Origin of the sequence: Flavobacterium arcticum (assembly GCF_003344925.1) — a bacterium.
Classification (GTDB): domain Bacteria; phylum Bacteroidota; class Bacteroidia; order Flavobacteriales; family Flavobacteriaceae; genus Flavobacterium; species Flavobacterium arcticum.
The window spans coordinates 1,618,506-1,636,959 of sequence record NZ_CP031188.1; the positions used below are offsets into that span (position 1 = coordinate 1,618,506).

The window sequence follows — 18,454 nt, forward strand, 5'->3', positions numbered from 1 at the left end:
TATGAAGAAGTTTATACTGGCAGTTTGCCTATTAGGGATTGTAACAGCTAATGCTCAAGATAACCTGCTCGCAGAGCTAGACTCGACACAAACTGTAACAGATAATCACGTAACAGCGGTATTTAAAGGTTTGCAAATAGTGACCTTACAGACTACAAAAATGCCTGCAAAAAGTGAGTTTTACTTTGTAGTCTCGCACCGGTTTGGATCGGTTAAAGACGGGATATCAGAGTTTTTTGGACTCGATATGGCCACTACAAAAATAGGGGGAGTATATGGTGTTACTAATTGGCTTTCTGTAAGTGCATCGCGACATACTATGCTAAAGGTATATGAAACAGGTATAAAATACAGGCTAGCAAGGCAAGACGATAGCTTTCCGCTAGAAATAGTAGGATATAATACAATAGATATAAATACATTTCTTGAAGAGGAAGATTATCCTAAAATAGAATTTAAAGATAGGCTTACCTATATAAGTCAATTATTGGTTTCAAGAAAATTGTCTGATAGGGTCTCTGTAGAGTTAGTTCCGTCTTTCATTCATAAAAACTTGTATAACCCCACGATTGAAAATGATAATCAGTTCTCAGTTGGTGCAGGGGGTAGAGTAAAGCTCACGAAAAGATTGTCGCTTAATTTAGAATATGTGTACAATGTAGATAAACCTGATTTTTATGTAAACCCATTATCTGTAGGGTTAGATTTAGAAACAGGAGGACATATATTTCAATTGCTTTTTGCTAACTCTCAGTCGATGACAGAGAGTGGTTATATGACTCATGCAGCAGGCGACTGGGGCGATGGCGATTTTTTCTTTGGGTTTAATTTATATAGAGTGTTTTAAAATGATGAAAGCAAAATATAGAATATTAGCAATAGGTGTTATGATACTGCTATACAGTTGTGATAGTACTACTTATGAGGAGCTGGAAGCTGATGTAATGATAGAAGAAGAAATAACTTATGATGCACATATAAAATCAGTTATAGACAATAATTGCATAGTTTGTCATAGCGAAGGAGGGTTGTCTTCTTTTCGACCACTTACAAACTATATGGAAGTTAAAGATGCAGTAGAAACCACCAACTTGCTAGACAGGATACAAAGGCAAAATGGAGAAGAAGGACAAATGCCAAAAACAGGACGAATGACCATGAGCAATATAGATCTAATATTAGAGTGGGCTAACAATGGTTTACCTGAAAACTAAAATATAAAATGCTATGAAAAAGAGATTTATAAATTGTGTTTTATTAATAGCCTTATTGTTGCCAACCCTTTTTTACGGGCAAAAATATGGCACACGAACAGGTACAGTAAAGTTTGAAGCCTCTGTACCATCATTTGAAGAAGTAGCGGGAGAAAACAAATCAGTTTCGGCAGCATTAAATACTTCAAGTGGCGATATAGCAGTACTGGCATTAATGAAAGGATTTCGATTTAAAGTAGCGCTTATGGAAGAGCATTTTAATGAAAATTATGTAGAAAGTAATAAGTATCCTAAGGCTACTTTTAAGGGTAAAATAGAAAATTTTGATAGCGCAAAACTTTCGGAAACACCAAAAGAATATACCATTACAGGAGAGATTACCCTACATGGAAAAACAAAACAAATTACTGATATCGCTATGATGTCAAAATCAGGAAATGTTATAACAGTAACAGGAAAGTTTAATGTAAAACCTGCCGATTTTGATATTGAAGTGCCTAACGTAGTGCGCAAAAAAGTAGCAGAGGCGGTAGCGGTAACTTATAATTTATTGCTAACTAAATAAACACTGAAATATAGTATTATGAAAAAAATCACCTTATTTATTTTATTCTTATCTGTTGTTTGCCATGCGCAAATGAAGTCAGATAAAGATGTTTTTAACACGGCTCGTTATGGTACGGTTGCCGAGATGAAACAACTTGAAGCAAACGATAAAAACAGTATTAATAGCGTAAACCCTATGGGTTTTACGCCACTTATATTAGCATGCTATCGTGGTAATACCGAAGTGGCAATATACTTAGCGCAAAACGTAAAAGATATTAATTATACCACCGAAAATGGAACAGCACTAGCAGCAGCAGCAGTAAAAGGCGATGTGAAAATTGCAAAAGTATTGCTAGAAAATAAAGCAGACCCCAACATTGCAGATGCTCTAGGGGTTACACCACTAGTATATGCTGTTCAGTTTGAAAATACAGCACTTATAGAATTATTATTAAAATATAAAGCGAGTAAAACATATAAGGATAAAGACGGTAAAACGCCTATAGATCATGCAGGTTTTACTAAAAATCAAGAAGTTATTAACCTATTAAAAAATTAGTTATGAAAAAATCAGTACTCTTTATTCTTTTTATGTTGGCTTCGCTTGGTTTGCAGGCGCAGTCAAAAACCACAGGAGTGGTAAACTTACTCTCTGCATCGGGTTCGATACCAGGTACAACTGCCGAGATAGTGCTTAATAATGATACATCAACAGCGACATTAACCTTTACAGGTCCGTCTGACAGATGGTATGCGTTGCAGTTTGGTATATTTCCTGGAACCAGTGGCGGAGGTATGGCTAGTGGTCAAGATATTGTTTATTATAACGGTACTACACTAGTAGATGCAGTGCATAATGGAGTTGGCGCTACACCCTCTACCGATGCCACCAATGACTGGACGGTGACATCTAATACAGTTTCAGGTTCTACAAGAACAATTGTAGCAACACGAGCTTTTAATACAGGAGATACTAACGATTATACATTTGTATATAGTAATACTGATATAGACTTTGCTTTTTCGCGTTCGCAAACAGCCGTTTACTCTTTAGCCTATCACGGTATAAATAGAGGGTATCAGCTTAACAGACCTTTTACTTGTGTAGCTCCCGATGCTCCATTAGCTTCGGCGCAAACATTTTGCGATAGTGCTATGGTTAGCGATCTTGCAGTAACAGGTGCTACGGGTGCAACATTTAGTTGGTATAATGTTGCTACAGGAGGTACAGCACTTGCAGGTACAGCTTCTCTTTCGACAGGTACATATTATGTTTCGCAAACGGTAAGTGATTGCGAGAGCGAAAGAACATCAGTATCAGTAACTGTTGCAAGTGTTACAGCACAAGTATTACCTTCTTTTTCTATGTGCGATATGTATGTGTTACAATCATTAGATGCGGGTAATAATTATTATACAGCATCTGGCGGTACAGGCACTATGTTAGCAGTGGGAGATATTATAACGACTACTCAAGAGATTTATATTTATACAGAATCAGGAACGACACCAAATTGTACTGACGAAAGTAGTTTTACAATTACTATTATTGATTCTCCAGTAGTGACTTCTCCAGGTAATCAAACAGTGTGTATAGACTATGAATTACCTGCTCTTACAGTAGGCGATTACTATACAGGACCCTCTGGTACAGGCACGATGTTATCAGCAGGAGATATGATAACTACTAACCAAACAATTTATATTTATGCAACTACTGAAACTTTTCCTGCATGTCCTTCAGAAGAAAGTTTTGATGTAACAATTACTTCTACTAGCCCTACAGCAGATGCTACACAAGATCTTTGTGAAGGTTCTACCGTTTTTAATTTAATGGCAAGTGGTACTACAGGAGCTACTCTTAGCTGGTATGATGTTGCTACAGGCGGTACAGCTTTAGCCAGTTCAGCAACATTAACTTCAGGTAACTATTATGTAGAGCAAACATTAGATGGTTGTACAAGTGAAAGAACAGCAGTAGCGGTAACAATCGCGCCGCTTAGTAATCCTATCGTAGAAGATCAAACTTTTTGCGGGCAGGTAATATTAGGTGTAATTGAGGTTACTACAGTTGGAACCCAAGGTTTCTTAATGCCAGTATTTTATGATGCTGCTACAGGAGGAACACCTTTAAATATAAACATGGTAATAACAACATCTGGTACTTATTATGTATCGCAAACAAACGGTACTTGTGAGAGTGATAGAGAAGAAGTAAATATTACTGTTAACCTGATACCTATTGCGCCTATGGGAGACGCTGAACAAGAGTTCAACTCTGGCGAAACAATAGCCGATTTAGAGATTACTACAATAGATGGAGCAACAATAACATGGTACATAATGGATGCTGGCATGCAGCTAGTCGAGGTAGCTTCAAATACTGCATTAGTTCATGAAGGAGAATATTATGCAACTCAAACGGTTGATGGTTGTGAAAGTTTACCCTTTATGATTACAGCAAATGACGTGTTGAGTATAGCAACGATTACTAGAAATAAAATGATGGTATATCCTAACCCTGTTATTGATGTGCTTATTGTATCAGGAGAAACTACTATTTCTAAAGTAGTAGTAGTTAACTTACTAGGGCAAAACGTTATTAGTCAGGATGCTAATGATACAGAAGTTATTATAAATATGGATTCAGTAGAAGCGGGTACTTATTTTGTACAAGTCCAAGCACTAAACGGTGCAACGACATCATTTAAGATTATGAAGAAGGAATAAATTGGTTAGTTTTTCCTTTCCACTAAAGGGCTTTCTGTACAGGAAGCCCTTTTTTTGTTATAAAAAATAAAAATAGTGTGTACTTTTAATAAATACGCTTTAATTTGCTGATTCATATAATAGTGGTTTTTATGAAGTTAATTTCATTTTGTGTCTTTTTTCTATTTGTTATCTCTACTCCTGAACTAAAATCAGTGAGGCAGCATTATATTAATGCAGCACAATCTAAAACGAGTGCTGATAGCTTTTATACTTCATTACAAAGCATAGAGAAAGGACAAGATGCAACGCTTATGGCATATAAGGCAGCCTCTGTAGTACTGATGGCAAAATATGAAAAAGGTATTATTACCAAAACAAGGTTTTTTAATCGAGGTACTGATATGCTAGAGGCTACTATAGAAAAAGCACCCGATAATTATGAAGCCCGCCTAATACGGCTTAATATTCAGGATAATGTACCTTGGATTACTGGGTATAAATCTGAAATTAAAGAAGATAAAGCCTTTCTTATAAAAAATTACAATAAACAACCGCAGGATTTAAAAGACTTTACCAAAAAGTATGTCAAACAATCAGCCGCTTTCTCTGATGAAGAAAAAGAATATTTTAATTAGAAGTAAGCTCGTAGCTGTACACTACCCGTGTGTATCGCTTTGCTGGTTTCACTTTTACGTCCCTGATAGCTTATATTTACATCTAAAAATTGCGTAAGACTTTTTTGTAATAATAGCCGCCAAGTAATGTTTTCGCCAGCTTGTAACCCTTCTAGCATCTGGAATGCTGCGGGACTTAACTGATTTCCTGTAAAATCGTTTTTATAATAAGACAACTCGCCGCTCGTGGTAAATTGCTTCTCTGAAGCATAAGTATACGAAGTACCCAAACGTTGCTGGTATAGTGTTTCGGCATCACCAATGCGGTTTTCTTTGCTGCGGTATTCATAAAAAATATCCCAACTCGCATTACGCGAAAAAATATATGATATTTTAGGACCTGCCAAATAACTGTCTATTTCATAGTTTCGTGTACTGTAGTTTTCAGAATAAGTAGATGATTCTATCATTTGCCCTGTTAACCCAAACAACCATGTTTTTTGTAATAAATGAGCATATTGTAACTGGTGCGAGTTATTGTTATTTTCTTGCGATCCTGATGTTAACAGCGTTTTAGTCCTGTTTTTAGTATAGGTATAGGTAACAGAATGGTCTTGTTTACCCCGATTGTAAAACAAGCTATTACGAATGCCCGATGTGATACCTAGCAAGTCTTTCTCACCTGAAGAAAAAGGGTTGAGGTCGAAGTTACCACCATCGCGCGCTATTTTCCTGTCAATTAAAAAAGACGACTGATTGTAAAAGTAAGAAAGCACTTTTTTAAATCCCTCTTCATTTTGCCATTGGTTAGGGTTAAGCATAAGTGATTGCGAAAACTTGTTTTGGTGTGTGCGTACAAAAATTTGATTTGCTAGAAACACTTGTACATACTTCGCTTGATCAGGAAAAGGGGCTACTTCAAACTCCTGTAGCTCTTGTATACCATTTTCGTTATAATCGTTCCACATATATACACCCTGCCCAGGTTCTACCTCAAGATAAGTAAACTCTTGCTGTGCAATAGTACCCGATGTGGTTTCGTAAGCCGTAGTAACCTGCACTAGTTGATTCCAGTAGCTGTCATTATACAACACGCGCGAGTTAAGCGAAGGCTCATCGCGTATGGTAGGGTCTTCAAACTTTAATTCTCTATAGTTTACAAATAGTGTAAGGTCGCTTTTTTCGGTTTTTACTAGTCGCGATTTTAGGTAGTAGGAGCGCGAAGTATTTACTTTTTTTAAAGCCCCTGCTACTAAGCTATCATTGGCACGTTGCAAGTAGCCCAATTCTACATATACTTTGGTGCTATCGCCACGCCCTATAAATGCGCCAAACTCATTAAAGCGTTGGCTTAAAGCTGAAAATTCATCTGTTTCTTTAATTTTTTCTTCATTGCTCTCCATCCTAACAGAACCACCTACCCAGTTTTTGCCAAAGTGATATTTTGTTAATGCTTCATTACGTATAAAAGTAGATGATGCGTAGTCGCTATCACTTTCTAGCCAACTACCCTGATTTTTAACCATCAGTTTATTAAAGGTAAACATACCATCAACCACATGACGCGTACCTGAAAAAGTGTCAGAAAAATCTAGTTGCTCTGCCTGATATTTTACCTGCCCCTTTTTGGGTAATTTAAATATTGTTCCTGCTACTAAAAAGCTTTGGTTGTCATCGGTAGTAATAATATTGTCCAAGTTCCAGTCGCGGTCAAATTCTATGTTATACAACCTTTCTATAGTGCGGAAATCTTTTTGCACATATTGGAAATTACCAAAAACATCAAGTTCCCATGCATTAGCAGTATAAACTCGCTGTTTAGCATTCAAGTTCCCTGCAAAACCTTTGTTATTCCCATCATCTATAGGGGAGTAGAGGTTAAGGTCGTTATTGCTTAATCCTGCTTCAAAATCAATATAGGTTTTCTCGTTTGGGTTATATTTTCCCAGTACGGTAGCTATTTGTATTTTGGTAGGAGGGGTTAAACGGGTTATCGGTTCATAGTTCCCCTGTAATACACCGCCAATGGGTGGGGCATATTCATAAATTCGACCTATAGCATCGGTGTTACTCAGTACATAATTACCCTGATTATTGCCCACAAGACTAAAGGTAACATTATACAACTCATCATCAGGGTTATTGGAGTATTCAAAAACTTCAAAGCCGTTTACTATAGTTTTTTGATATAATACTTTGTTCTCCGAATAACTGTCAAGGTAAGCAGAGGGCGCAGTCATTAGGCTACTATCATCGCCCGCCTGTTTTAGTATTTCTACTTGTGCTTCCGATAGATTTTGTTGTAATGGTTGATTTTTAATATCATTTTCAGAGTACACATAACCACCAATGCTCCAGCCATCGTTTTCATGCGTAATACCACCATAAGATACAAAGCGGGTATAACTGCGCTCAGAATATTGATATTCTACATTAATACGCATTTCTGAAGTGATAGGGAACAGTGTAGTGAAGATAATTTCTCCCGCATTATAATCAATAATATAATCGTTGCTCTCGCCACGCTCCAGCAAGATACCATTTACAAAAACCCGCTCTGAACCTGATATTACCAATATATAGGATTGCTGATTGGCGCCACGTAGTTTATAAGGTCCTTGGTTGCCTTCTTGCCCTGTAAAGGTACTGCGCGCATACTGCCCGCGTACCAATGCCGCTGCGGTATGTATGGTAGTGCGTGCTTCGGGTTTCCCGAAAGAAAAAGTGGTAGAAAGCCCCTGTACTTTTTTATTGAAATTAAGGAAACGCGATTCTCTATTTTCTAAAAACAAGTCACCTGCACGAATGTTCCAATTGTCGCTAAACATCTCTATAAATATTTGGTCGAACTCATCGAGCTTTTGCGAATAACCGCCTTCTTGCAATGGTATATTACTATCTTGTATAGAGGCACGCAGGCTAACGCGTTGTGATATTTTCCCTGTTATTTGTAAGTCGAGGTTAGAGTTTACCACCGCATTTTGATTGTTACCCATCGTGATGCCTCGTGTTATACTCCCCGACGTATTTAACCCTTCAAAAGGCTTAAAAGTATTAAGCGGGTCACGTTTTATAGTGTAGCGGTTACCATCGTCGGCATCATTTGGTACTACGCGCGAAGCATCGTAAATACTGTATTTTTTGGTAAGGTAGTCGGGGTAACTTAGATAACGCATAGTAAGCGTATCGGGCGATTGGAAACCGTTTTTAAATATCAGTGTACTCTTACGGAAATCAACATCATAATAGCTGGTATCGATATCGTTACCCATTTTGTCCTGTAGCTTAAAGAACACTTTATTAATGCTTACGCTATCTATTTTTATAGTATCACGTTCGGTAGTTATTTTACGGTTTTTATAGGGCGTGGTTATCTCCTGCCCGTATAGCGCGGAGGCACAACATATAAACACCAGTAAAAGCCCGTTTTTCAGCATCACAACTTTATAACTCTAAAATGGCAAAAGTAGTGTATTTGGCTTTAATTAGTTAAGGTAATGAGATTAGTCATTATGAGTAAGTACGGCGAAGTAATTTTTTATTTAACAGAGTATTTCTTTTTTGTAGTTTTGTCTTTCAAATAAACAAAAAATGAAGAAAGCCGAATTAATACTTGTTGCAATAGCAATAATAGCAATAGGATTAAAGATATCCCATGTGCCAGGAGGGGCAGTTTTAGGGATACTATCTATGGGATTATTGTCTATGCTATACATTACTTTAAGTTTTTTATTATTTAAAGCCAAAGGGACTTTACAAACACTATTTAGTGTAGCTACAGGGTTTACATTTTCTATTCTTACTATAGGTATACTCTTTATGTTAATGTTTTGGCCAGGAGCCTCTTTTATGACATTAATTGGCTCAATAAGTGTATCTATTGTAATAATAATATCTCTAATTAAATACAGTTCAAGTAAACTACCTTTTTATAAGAGTATATTACTACGTTCTGTAATACTTTGTCTTATATGCGCTACTATTTTTATGATTAAAGATAACTGGTATATAGAGAATCAATATGGAGATATCCCTGAATATATAGAAGCTTATAAAAAAGCACAAGCTGATCCTGATAATGAAGAACTTCGCAGAGAAGCTAATGCAATACTGGATAGTGTATATGAAGAAAAATATAAATATAGCCGCAAATAAGCTTATATTTTTTCTTTAGTAACTACCTGCATCGTTTCGCGGCTTACCTGTTTTACTAACACCTCTTTATTTTGTGCTACAGCATTAACCGATTTTTCGGTAAAGTGACGTATCGTGTACAGCGAAACATCTTCGTTATAGGTTACTTTAAACTTTTTAGAGAGTAGTTTTTTTAGTTCGCTAAAGTTGCCAAATTTATCATCTACACATACCGAGAAGCTAATTGCCGAATTCTGGATAAGGTGTACTTTCATTTTATATTGGTGCAGCAAGGCAAATATCTCGCTGATGTTTTCTTCCATAATAAAAGAGAAATCAAGCGATGAAAGTGATATCAATAACTGATTTTTCTTAACAATGTAGCAACTGGTGTGTGGTTCTAAGTCGGCACCCTTACTCACGCTTGTGCCTGCCAATAAAGGATTGATAAACGACTTTACATACAACGGAATTTCTTTGCGCTGTAGTGGTTGTAACGTTTTAGGATGAATAACCGTAGCACCATAAAAAGCAAGCTCTATGGCTTCGCGATAGGATATTTGGTTAAGCAGTATTGCGTTTTCAAAATAACGAGGGTCAGCATTAAGTACCCCTTGTACATCTTTCCATATCGTTACGCTTTCGGCATTAAGGCAATAGGCAAATATTGCTGCCGAATAATCGGAGCCTTCTCTGCCTAACGTGGTAGTGAAGTTATTCTCGTCAGAGCCTAAAAATCCTTGTGTAATGTTTAGTGTTTTACGCTGTATTTTTTTAACAATGTTTTGCTGTGTATGCTCCCAATCTACTATGGCATCGCGGTAAGTATTGTCGGTTTTAATAAACTCTCTTACATCCAGCCATTGGTTTTGCAGCCCTCTGTAATTAAAGTACTGACTCACTATGGTGGTCGATACCATTTCGCCTGTGCTTACTACTTGGTCATACACAAAATTGTAATTAGGCGATTTGTTGTGTTTCAGGAAATATTCTAAGTCGGCAAACAGCTTGTTTACTACTGTAAATACTTCGTGATTCTCTTCCTCAAACAGGTCGAGTAATATTTGGTTATGGTACTTTTTTACATCCTGTAAAGACGATTGCAGTTCTGGCGACTTGTCAATATAGTTTTTTATAACAACCTCTAATGCATTAGTGGTTTTACCCATTGCCGAAATTACAAGCAGTACATCTTTATGCCCTACTTGTTCTAAAACACTATATACATTTTTAATCCCTTCGGCATCTTTTACTGATGCTCCTCCAAATTTAAATACTTTCATCTGTTATACTAAATTGCTTATAAACTAAGTGTAAATTTTGTAATGCCCTCTTCGTCCATTTGTACCGTTAGCCAGTCGTTAAAAACGGTAGCCCCCGATCGTTTATAAAAATCAATAGCGTGAGTGTTCCAGTCGAGTACTACCCACTCTACACGGCTTACGCCCTGCGCTTTAGCAAAGGTAATCACTTCTTTATATAATGCGCTGCCTGCACCCGTGCCGCGTTTCTCTTCTTTTACAATAAGGTCTTCAAGGTGTATGGTTTTACCTTTCCATGTAGAGTAACGGTTATAAAATAATGCCATACCTATTATTTCGCCATCCAATTCCGCTACAACAGTATAGAATAAGGGATTTGTGCCAAAACCATCTTTTACTAAATCATCAGCAGTAAGGAGTACTGCATCGGGTTCTTTTTCAAAAACGGCAAGTTCCTTAATGAGTTCCAGTACGGCAGGCATATCCTGCGGTGTTCCTTTGCGTATAATCATGACCAAAATTTTAGCAAAAATACATTCTATTCCCTTATTTGATAATAAATTATTTTCTTATCACAAAAATTTAGATATTTGTGCCACAACTCAACTATAACGTTTTAGTAATGGAAGAACGCAACAAGACATTAGGCGAATTTATCATCGAGAATCAGAAGGATTTTCAATATTCTTCGGGCGAATTATCAAGGCTTATCAACTCTATACGCCTTGCGGCAAAAGTGGTAAACTATAAGGTAAACAAAGCGGGGCTCGTAGATATCGTGGGTGCCTTTGGCGAGCAGAATGTACAGGGCGAAGATCAGCAAAAGCTTGATGTATATGCTAATGAGGTTTTTATGCAAACGCTTATAAATCGTGAGATTGTATGTGGTATTGCTTCTGAAGAGAATGACGATTTTATTACGGTGCAAGGGCAGGATAAAGGGCATAATAACAAATATGTTGTGCTTATGGATCCGCTTGATGGCTCGTCTAACATAGATGTTAATGTATCGGTAGGTACTATATTCTCTGTTTTTCGTAGGGTAACACCTGTGGGTACGCCAGTTACTTCCGAAGATTTTTTACAACCAGGAGTTAATCAGGTTGCAGCAGGCTATGTTATATATGGTACTAGTACTATGATTGTGTATACAACAGGGCATGGTGTTAACGGTTTTACGCTTAACCCTGCTATTGGTACATTTTATCTTTCGCATCCTAATATGCAGTTTTCTAAAGATGGAAATATCTACTCTATTAACGAAGGGAATTATGTACACTTTCCTCAAGGCGTAAAGAACTATATAAAATACTGTCAGCTAGAAGAAGAGAACAGACCTTACACATCGCGTTACATAGGTAGTTTGGTGTCTGATATTCATCGTAATATGATAAAGGGTGGTATATATATTTACCCTACTAGTGCAAAAGCACCTAATGGTAAATTACGTTTGTTATATGAATGTAACCCTATGGCATTTATAGCAGAGCAGGCAGGTGGTAAAGCATCTGATGGGTTTAAACGTATTATGGAAATACAACCTACAGAGCTGCACCAGCGTGTACCGTTTTTCTGCGGTAGTTATAATATGGTAGCAAAAGCTGAGGAGTTTATGCAAAAAGCCGAAGTGAAATAATAGAATAATAGAAATTACCATAAATAAAAAAAGCCCTTTTAAAAGGGCTTTTTTTATTATTTGTTCATGTGTTGCATTTCATACACAAAGTTGTCAGAGTCAACTCCCATCACAATAAGTGATAATGCTTTGTCTACAATATACTTAACATTCCCCGGAGTAAAGCCTAATGCAAGGGCAAAACGGGTAAGGATATCTTTTTGCCTTGGTCCTAATATATGGTCTGCATATACCATTTTAGAAAGGTCATATAAACGCTCTAGTCTTTGTACATACAAGTACGGAGGGTTTACAGGGTATTTCATGGGGTTAGCCATGATTTCTTTGTACTCATCTTCGGATATTTCCAGTTGTTTAGCCAGTTTATCCAAAAACAGTTTTTCTTCAGGACTAACGTGTCCGTTTTCCATCGCAACCCTAACAATAGCAGAGAAATGTCCTTTATTTCTCTCTTTGAAACCACTATCGAATAAATCTGAAATTGACATATTTCTTACATGTTATTTAGTAACCGCAAATATAAATTATAAATTCCCTGTTGAAAACAATTTTTAAAAGATTTTTACTGCAAATTTCTTAAATTTTCAACCTTTATTATAATTGTAAGGTTTTTAGAGTAGTTTGTATACTTATTTTAGGTGTTACTATTGGTTACTACAATAATAAATTTTAATCAATTATCGTTTTAAGACGCTGAATGGCTTAACTTTGTTTCTTTAGTTATTTATGTAAATGGAAGAAGAAAAACTGAATAAGTACGATAAAGCTTATTTGAGAATAGCAAGAGAATGGAGCCAGTTGTCGTACTGCGAACGCAAAAAGGTTGGCGCAATTATTGTAAAAGATAGAATGATAATATCTGATGGTTATAACGGCACACCATCGGGATTTGAAAACTGCTGCGAAGATGAAGAGAACCTTACTAAATGGTATGTTTTACACGCAGAGGCTAATGCGATTTTAAAAGTTGCTCGTTCAACACAATCTTGTGAGGGCGCAACATTATATATCACAATGTCGCCTTGTAAAGATTGTAGTAAATTAATACATCAATCAGGTATAACCCGTGTAGTATATCAAAACGGATATAAAGACAATTCTGGTATTACGTTTTTAGAACGTGCAGGTGTAGCGGTTGTGTGTATCCCTGATTTGGATAAATAGATAATGAAAATTAAAAATATATATATTCCATTGCTTCTTGCGGTCTTTATGGCAGCAGGCATACTTTTGGGGAGTTTTTTAAACTTTCCCGAAGATAAGCGCAGTATGTTGTCTAGTGCTAAAAAGACGAAGCTGAATAAACTTATGGACTTTATTGAGAGCGAGTATATAGATGATGTAGATGCCGACTCTATTGTAGATCTTACTGTAAATAGCATACTCGAAAAACTCGACCCACACTCGGTATATATTGCCAAAAATGAAATGGAAGCTGTATCCCAAAGCATGAAAGGAGACTTTGTAGGTATAGGGGTTAACTTCTATATGTATAAAGACTCGGTAGCGGTTATAAAGCCTATACATGGAGGACCATCTGAAAAAGCGGGAATAAAATCGGGTGACCGCATTTTATATGCAGATAATACTAAACTATATGGGCGTGAGCTGCCAAACGATAGTCTTTTTGCTACGCTAAAAGGCGAAAGGGGGTCTGCGCTTACTTTAACCGTGTTCAGAAAAAGTGAAAATAAAAAATTTAAAGTTAATCTTACACGTGATGTAGTACCTATAAAAAGTGTAGATGTTGCCGTAATGGTTGATGATAAAACAGGATACATAAAAATAAATCGTTTTGCCGAGACAACTTATGATGAGTTTCATGAAGGGCTAGTTACTCTTAAAAAACAAGGGGCTACAACACTTATAATAGATCTTCGTGATAATGGTGGTGGTTACCTTGAAAAAGCAGTAGATATTGCCGATGATTTACTGGAAGACGATCTTGTAATTGTAAAAACCAAGAATAAAAAAAATCGTGAAGATATTACCTATGCAAGCGATGATGGTGTTTTTGAGCAAGGAAAGGTATATGTGCTTATAAATGAAAATAGTGCATCGGCAAGTGAAATATTAGCAGGAGCTATACAAGATAATGATAGAGGCACTATAGTAGGTAGGCGCTCGTTTGGGAAAGGCTTAGTACAGCGCGAAATGCCATTAGGTGATGGTAGTGCTGTAAGGCTTACTGTGGCGCGTTATTATACTCCTTCGGGACGTTCTATACAGCGTAGCTATGCCGATGGTGAAGAGGCTTATTTTGACGATTTTCAGAAACGTTATGAAAATGGTGAGCTATATGCTGCCGATAGTATTAAAGTAGCCGATACATTAAAATATAAAACCCTTAGAGGTAGAACGGTATATGGCGGTGGTGGTATTATACCCGACGTGTTTGTGCCGCTTGAGGGCGAGCATGGCGATGAGGCTTTACTTATGATAATGAAATCGGGTGTGGTAAGCTATTTTGTATTTGAACAACTAGATGCTGAAAGAAAAGCGTTTGATGGTCTTAATAAACAACAAGTAATAGATAAAATTATCAATACTGATGTTTATTATAGGTCATTTTCCAAGTACCTTTCACAGAGCGGTTTGGTACTACCGTTACAAAAACATAAACAAGAAATAAAATACTATTTAGCGGCAGAATTTGTAAGGCAGCTTGTAAGTGAAAAGAAATATTATCAAATGTTACTGAAAGAAGATAGCATGGTAAAAAAAGTGCTAGAACAGTAAGTGTATAAATTAAAACCATAAAACTATAAAAAATGAAAACACTATTTAAATCATTATTTCTCCTGTTTACGTTATTTTGTATTAGTACTACTGCTAGCGCGCAAGAAAAGAAAACAGTCCAGACGGCTACTATAAAAACAGCTATTGCGTGTAACCATTGTAAAGTTTGTGAAACTTGCGGAGAGCTTTTTGATAAAAAACTGTTGAGAGAAAAGGGAGTGCAAATGGTAGAGCTAAATGAAGAGGCTATGACTATTAAGGTAACTTATAATAGTAAAAAAACAGACTTGTCTACCATAAAACAAGCGATTAGTAAACTGGGTTATGATGCAGATGATATTAAAGCAGACCCAAATGCTTATGAAAAACTAGACGGTTGTTGTAAGGTGTAAAAATCACTTATATATAAAAAAACGGGGTTGTTATATAACAACCCCGTTTTTTTATGTTTTATCTAGAAATAGATTAAACTATTTATTTCTTGTACTATCATGATATTGTGCTGGCACTCCGTTGTTCCAGAGTGTCATAATATCTGTAGCTACTGCTGCACCACTACCCGAGGCTATGGCAAGCTGACTACGCCAACCAGCAAGTGTACCTGTTACATAAATACCTTCGGTAACAAGGTGGTCGTTATTCTTCAGTTGTATTCTATTCTTTTCTGGTAAAGCTTTACCATGTGGTTCTATATATTGCGTTAGCCCTTCGATACCAAAAGTAGGCGCAGAGCCTACGGCAACTACTATTGCTTTTGTAGTATAGGTAGCTTTGTTGGTAGTAATGGTAAAGTTTCCGGCTTCGCCTTCTACTTTCATTACTTTTTCTTTCTCAATTTGGGTTACATGTGGGTAAGCTTCTGTTAGGTGTGCTAAGCTTTCGTCCATTATTTCTTTACCTAATTTTCCTTGCGGTATACCATAAGCGTTATTAAAAACAGCATCTTGTAAAGCCGATGCTTTTTGGTGGGTAAGTATCCCTGTTTTTTTGCCTTCGGCATATGGTTTTGCATGAGCAGAGCCTAATATTAGGGCACAAGATACCCCAGATACGCCACCGCCTATTATAAGTACATCAAACATAAGTAATAATTATCGTTTTGTTTTTTTCTCAATATTTTTAGCCATCTTAAAAATAATAAGTATGCATATAGCACACAATGAGGCTATAATCCCGATGAGAGCTATAAGGCTATCTCCCTTTGCAGGATTACTAAAATCTAGCATGGTAATATTGAAAATAATGAGCCCTAACGCTATAGCAATAAGGGTGTAAATAAAAATTTTCATTGCGATTTTAAATTAAGTTATAGAACACCTATAAAGTGTAGATGTATCTATCTGATATTTAGTGTAAAAATACTAAAAGAGTTATTATATAAATAATTGTTTAACATTAGCCGCAAATAATTTAACAGCTATAGCAAGGAGTATAACGCCAAATACTTTTCTAATTACGCCTAGTCCATTTGCGCCCAGCGCTTTCTCTATTCTTGCCGATGATTTTAATACAGTGTAGACTACTATTACATTCACAATAATAGCGATTATTATATTTATTGTGGCAAACTCTGCTTTAAGCGATAATATTGTTGTCATGGTACCTGCGCCAGCAATAAGCGGAAATGCAATGGGTACTATAGATGCCGTGTTGGGGTCGTCGTCTTTATACAGGCGTATGCCTAAAATCATCTCTAATGCTAAGAAAAACAGTACAAAAGAACCTGCTACTGCAAACGAGCTAGTATCTATACCTATTAGCTTTAATATCTCTTCCCCTACAAATAAGAATGCAATCATAATAACCATAGCTACTATAGATGCTTTTTCCGATTGTATGTGCCCTACCTTAGAGCGCAAATCTACTATTATAGGTATACTTCCCATTATATCTATAACGGCGAACAATACCATACTTACTGTAAAAATTTCTTTCCAGTCGAATGCCATAACTAGTGTTATTAAAATTTGAAGCTGCAAAATTACCATATATAGTAATGGATACAACTAAAAAGAATTTAAATTTTTAAGAGTGCTTAGTTTACATCTTTTTTATATCGAGTTTCGCTATCTTTGCAGGATGTTTCAACTGGGAAAAACAATAGTGTCTGAGGACATACTGGAAAAAGATTTTGTGTGCAACCTTTCGGCATGCCATGGGGCTTGCTGTGTAGATGGCGATGCTGGTGCACCATTAAATGAAGAAGAAACCAAGATATTAGAGGAGATATACCCTAAGGTAAAACCTTTTTTAAGAAAAGAGGGTATTGCTGCCATTGAGGCACAAGGGATATGGAAAAAAGGCACAGATGGTGACTTAGAAACACCACTTATTGATGATAAAGATTGTGCTTACGTAATATTTGATGGTAAAACCGCACTATGTGGTATAGAGCAAGCCTATAATCAGGGTTTAATAAGTTGGAAAAAACCTGTTTCCTGTCATTTATACCCTATACGTGTAAAAGATTTTACAGAGTTTGCTGCGGTTAATTATGACCGTTGGGATATATGTAGTGATGCTTGTACGCTAGGTAAAGAGCTAGAAGTGCCAGTATATAAATTTGTGAAAGAAGCGCTTATTCGTCGCTTTGGCGAAGACTGGTATATGGAACTCGAAAAGGTGGCGACTGAACTTAAAGATGAGACTTTAGGGAGAAAATAATCTAAATTTAGGTTAGTTTATTTTGCATTACTGTTGTTTCTTTGAAGGTTTTACTGTAATTAATAATTGATTACTGCGATGATAAATAACTCTGAACAACCCGAGTTTTGGGAGAAAAATTTTATTGATAAACAAGAGATGTGGGGGTTTGACCCATCCAAATCTGCAGTGTTGATAAAAGATTTTTTTCTTGAAAAATCAATTAAAAATATTCTTATCCCCGGAATTGGTTATGGGCGAAATGCGCAAATTTTTAAAGATAACGGAATAAAGGTTACAGGTATAGAAATATCAAAGACCGCTATTGAGATGGCGACAAAACATTATGGTGCAGATATACAAATTCATCATGGTTCTGTAACGGATATGCCATATGATAAATATCGTTATGATGGGATATTTTGCTATGCATTGATTCATTTACTTAGTAGTAGAGAAAGGAAAAAACTTATTAAGGATTGTTATGATCAGCTTGCCGAAAACGGCTATATGATATTCACAACTATATCAAAAGAAGCTTCTACTTATGGCAAGGGTAGTGTTGTTAGTAAAGATCGTTTTGAGATGTTTGGGGTGTTAAAATGTTTTTTTATGACAGAGAGTCTATAAGTAAAGAGTTTAATAATGTGGGTTTAGTCGAAGTTATAGAGGTTGAAGAGAATTATCCGTTTTTTTTAATTAAATGTAAAAAACAAGATAAAAAAGTGCTATAGGTTATTCTTTATAGTTGTAAAGTAGATATTTATTTATCGTTTAAAGAATACTGGTGTGTTGAGTTGGTAAATGGGGGGATGAGCTTAAAGATAAGCTTGTTAAAAAGTGCTGTTAACCCTTGTGAAAACTACTGTTTCCGTTTAGTTTTTCTATTATTTTATCATAAGTTTATTGTTTACAATGGTCTATTTTTCAGGCTTTTGTAATACTTTATTA

The 18,454-nt window shown here is 36.2% G+C and carries 20 protein-coding genes; 13 read left to right on the forward strand and 7 right to left on the reverse strand.

The genetic code is table 11. The features are described 5' to 3' along the window. The first annotated feature begins 1 nt into the window (after window position 1). The 6 genes from DVK85_RS07335 (at window position 2) to DVK85_RS07360 (ending at window position 5,110) form a co-directional block, all read left to right on the forward strand. A complete protein-coding gene (locus DVK85_RS07335; protein ID WP_114679001.1) occupies window positions 2-847 on the forward strand; it encodes a DUF5777 family beta-barrel protein in 846 nt (281 codons plus the stop codon). Between the two features lies 1 nt (window position 848). Then, a complete protein-coding gene (locus DVK85_RS07340) occupies window positions 849-1,214 on the forward strand; it encodes a cytochrome c (RefSeq protein WP_240339615.1) in 366 nt (121 codons plus the stop codon). Window positions 1,215-1,227: 13 nt separating this feature from the next. Beyond that, window positions 1,228-1,779 (forward strand): YceI family protein, encoded by a 552-nt coding sequence (locus DVK85_RS07345; RefSeq protein WP_114677825.1) that lies wholly within the window; start codon window positions 1,228-1,230, stop codon window positions 1,777-1,779. An 18-nt stretch (window positions 1,780-1,797) separates the two neighbouring features. Next, a complete protein-coding gene (locus tag DVK85_RS07350; RefSeq protein ID WP_114677826.1) occupies window positions 1,798-2,322 on the forward strand; it encodes an ankyrin repeat domain-containing protein in 525 nt (174 codons plus the stop codon). A 2-nt stretch (window positions 2,323-2,324) separates the two neighbouring features. Further along, window positions 2,325-4,493 (forward strand): Ig-like domain-containing protein, encoded by a 2,169-nt coding sequence (locus DVK85_RS07355; protein ID WP_114677827.1) that lies wholly within the window; start codon window positions 2,325-2,327, stop codon window positions 4,491-4,493. 131 nt (window positions 4,494-4,624) lie between these two features. Continuing rightward, window positions 4,625-5,110 carry a hypothetical protein gene (locus tag DVK85_RS07360; protein WP_114677828.1) on the forward strand — a complete coding sequence of 162 codons (486 nt, stop codon included), beginning with the start codon at window positions 4,625-4,627 and terminating at the stop codon, window positions 5,108-5,110. On the opposite strand, the gene DVK85_RS07365 is transcribed toward DVK85_RS07360, so the two are convergent. Then, a complete protein-coding gene (locus DVK85_RS07365) occupies window positions 5,107-8,526 on the reverse strand; it encodes a hypothetical protein (RefSeq protein WP_114677829.1) in 3,420 nt (1,139 codons plus the stop codon). The two genes, DVK85_RS07360 and DVK85_RS07365, sit on opposite strands and share 4 nt — an antisense overlap. A 154-nt stretch (window positions 8,527-8,680) precedes the next feature. Here DVK85_RS07365 and DVK85_RS07370 point away from each other — a divergent pair, with 154 nt between their 5' ends. Beyond that, window positions 8,681-9,244, forward strand: coding sequence for a hypothetical protein (locus DVK85_RS07370; protein ID WP_114677830.1), 564 nt, complete (start codon window positions 8,681-8,683; stop codon window positions 9,242-9,244). 2 nt (window positions 9,245-9,246) lie between these two features. Here DVK85_RS07370 and DVK85_RS07375 read toward each other — a convergent pair whose 3' ends face one another. Then, complete coding sequence (locus DVK85_RS07375) at window positions 9,247-10,506, reverse strand: aspartate kinase (RefSeq protein ID WP_114677831.1); 1,260 nt, start codon at window positions 10,504-10,506, stop codon at window positions 9,247-9,249. A 17-nt stretch (window positions 10,507-10,523) separates the two neighbouring features. Next, complete coding sequence (locus tag DVK85_RS07380) at window positions 10,524-10,997, reverse strand: GNAT family N-acetyltransferase (protein WP_114677832.1); 474 nt, start codon at window positions 10,995-10,997, stop codon at window positions 10,524-10,526. 110 nt (window positions 10,998-11,107) lie between these two features. Here DVK85_RS07380 and fbp point away from each other — a divergent pair, with 110 nt between their 5' ends. Then, window positions 11,108-12,121 carry a class 1 fructose-bisphosphatase gene (fbp, locus tag DVK85_RS07385; protein ID WP_114677833.1) on the forward strand — a complete coding sequence of 338 codons (1,014 nt, stop codon included), beginning with the start codon at window positions 11,108-11,110 and terminating at the stop codon, window positions 12,119-12,121. A gap of 56 nt (window positions 12,122-12,177) precedes the next feature. On the opposite strand, the gene DVK85_RS07390 is transcribed toward fbp, so the two are convergent. Next, window positions 12,178-12,609, reverse strand: coding sequence for a tellurite resistance TerB family protein (locus tag DVK85_RS07390; RefSeq protein WP_114677834.1), 432 nt, complete (start codon window positions 12,607-12,609; stop codon window positions 12,178-12,180). A gap of 244 nt (window positions 12,610-12,853) precedes the next feature. On the opposite strand from DVK85_RS07390, the gene DVK85_RS07395 reads away from it, so the two are divergent. From DVK85_RS07395 to DVK85_RS07405, 3 genes are read left to right on the forward strand one after another with little or no spacing between them, the layout of a single operon-like run. After that, entirely contained in the window at window positions 12,854-13,285 is a 432-nt protein-coding gene (locus tag DVK85_RS07395; protein ID WP_114677835.1) for a deoxycytidylate deaminase, read from the forward strand. A 3-nt stretch (window positions 13,286-13,288) separates the two neighbouring features. Beyond that, a complete protein-coding gene (locus DVK85_RS07400; protein ID WP_114677836.1) occupies window positions 13,289-14,860 on the forward strand; it encodes a S41 family peptidase in 1,572 nt (523 codons plus the stop codon). Between the two features lie 32 nt (window positions 14,861-14,892). After that, window positions 14,893-15,252 (forward strand): cation transporter, encoded by a 360-nt coding sequence (locus DVK85_RS07405; protein ID WP_114677837.1) that lies wholly within the window; start codon window positions 14,893-14,895, stop codon window positions 15,250-15,252. Between the two features lie 78 nt (window positions 15,253-15,330). Here DVK85_RS07405 and DVK85_RS07410 read toward each other — a convergent pair whose 3' ends face one another. The 3 genes from DVK85_RS07410 to DVK85_RS07420 all read right to left on the reverse strand — a co-directional run bounded on the left by DVK85_RS07410 (window position 15,331) and on the right by DVK85_RS07420 (window position 16,809). Beyond that, entirely contained in the window at window positions 15,331-15,942 is a 612-nt protein-coding gene (locus tag DVK85_RS07410; RefSeq protein WP_114677838.1) for an FAD-dependent oxidoreductase, read from the reverse strand. Window positions 15,943-15,951: 9 nt separating this feature from the next. Continuing rightward, window positions 15,952-16,149: a hypothetical protein gene (locus DVK85_RS07415; RefSeq protein ID WP_114677839.1), complete on the reverse strand. Its 198-nt coding sequence runs from the start codon at window positions 16,147-16,149 to the stop codon at window positions 15,952-15,954. 84 nt (window positions 16,150-16,233) lie between these two features. Further along, a complete protein-coding gene (locus tag DVK85_RS07420; protein ID WP_114677840.1) occupies window positions 16,234-16,809 on the reverse strand; it encodes a MarC family protein in 576 nt (191 codons plus the stop codon). Window positions 16,810-16,939: 130 nt separating this feature from the next. Between DVK85_RS07420 and DVK85_RS07425 the strand changes: the two genes are divergently transcribed. Together DVK85_RS07425 and DVK85_RS07430 are read left to right on the forward strand one after the other, a co-directional pair. Beyond that, the gene (locus DVK85_RS07425; RefSeq protein ID WP_114677841.1) at window positions 16,940-17,524 is read left to right on the forward strand and encodes a DUF3109 family protein; all 585 of its coding nucleotides are present in this window, start codon (window positions 16,940-16,942) and stop codon (window positions 17,522-17,524) included. Between the two features lie 78 nt (window positions 17,525-17,602). Beyond that, window positions 17,603-18,133 carry a class I SAM-dependent methyltransferase gene (locus DVK85_RS07430; protein ID WP_240339614.1) on the forward strand — a complete coding sequence of 177 codons (531 nt, stop codon included), beginning with the start codon at window positions 17,603-17,605 and terminating at the stop codon, window positions 18,131-18,133. The last annotated feature ends 321 nt before the right edge of the window (window positions 18,134-18,454 follow it).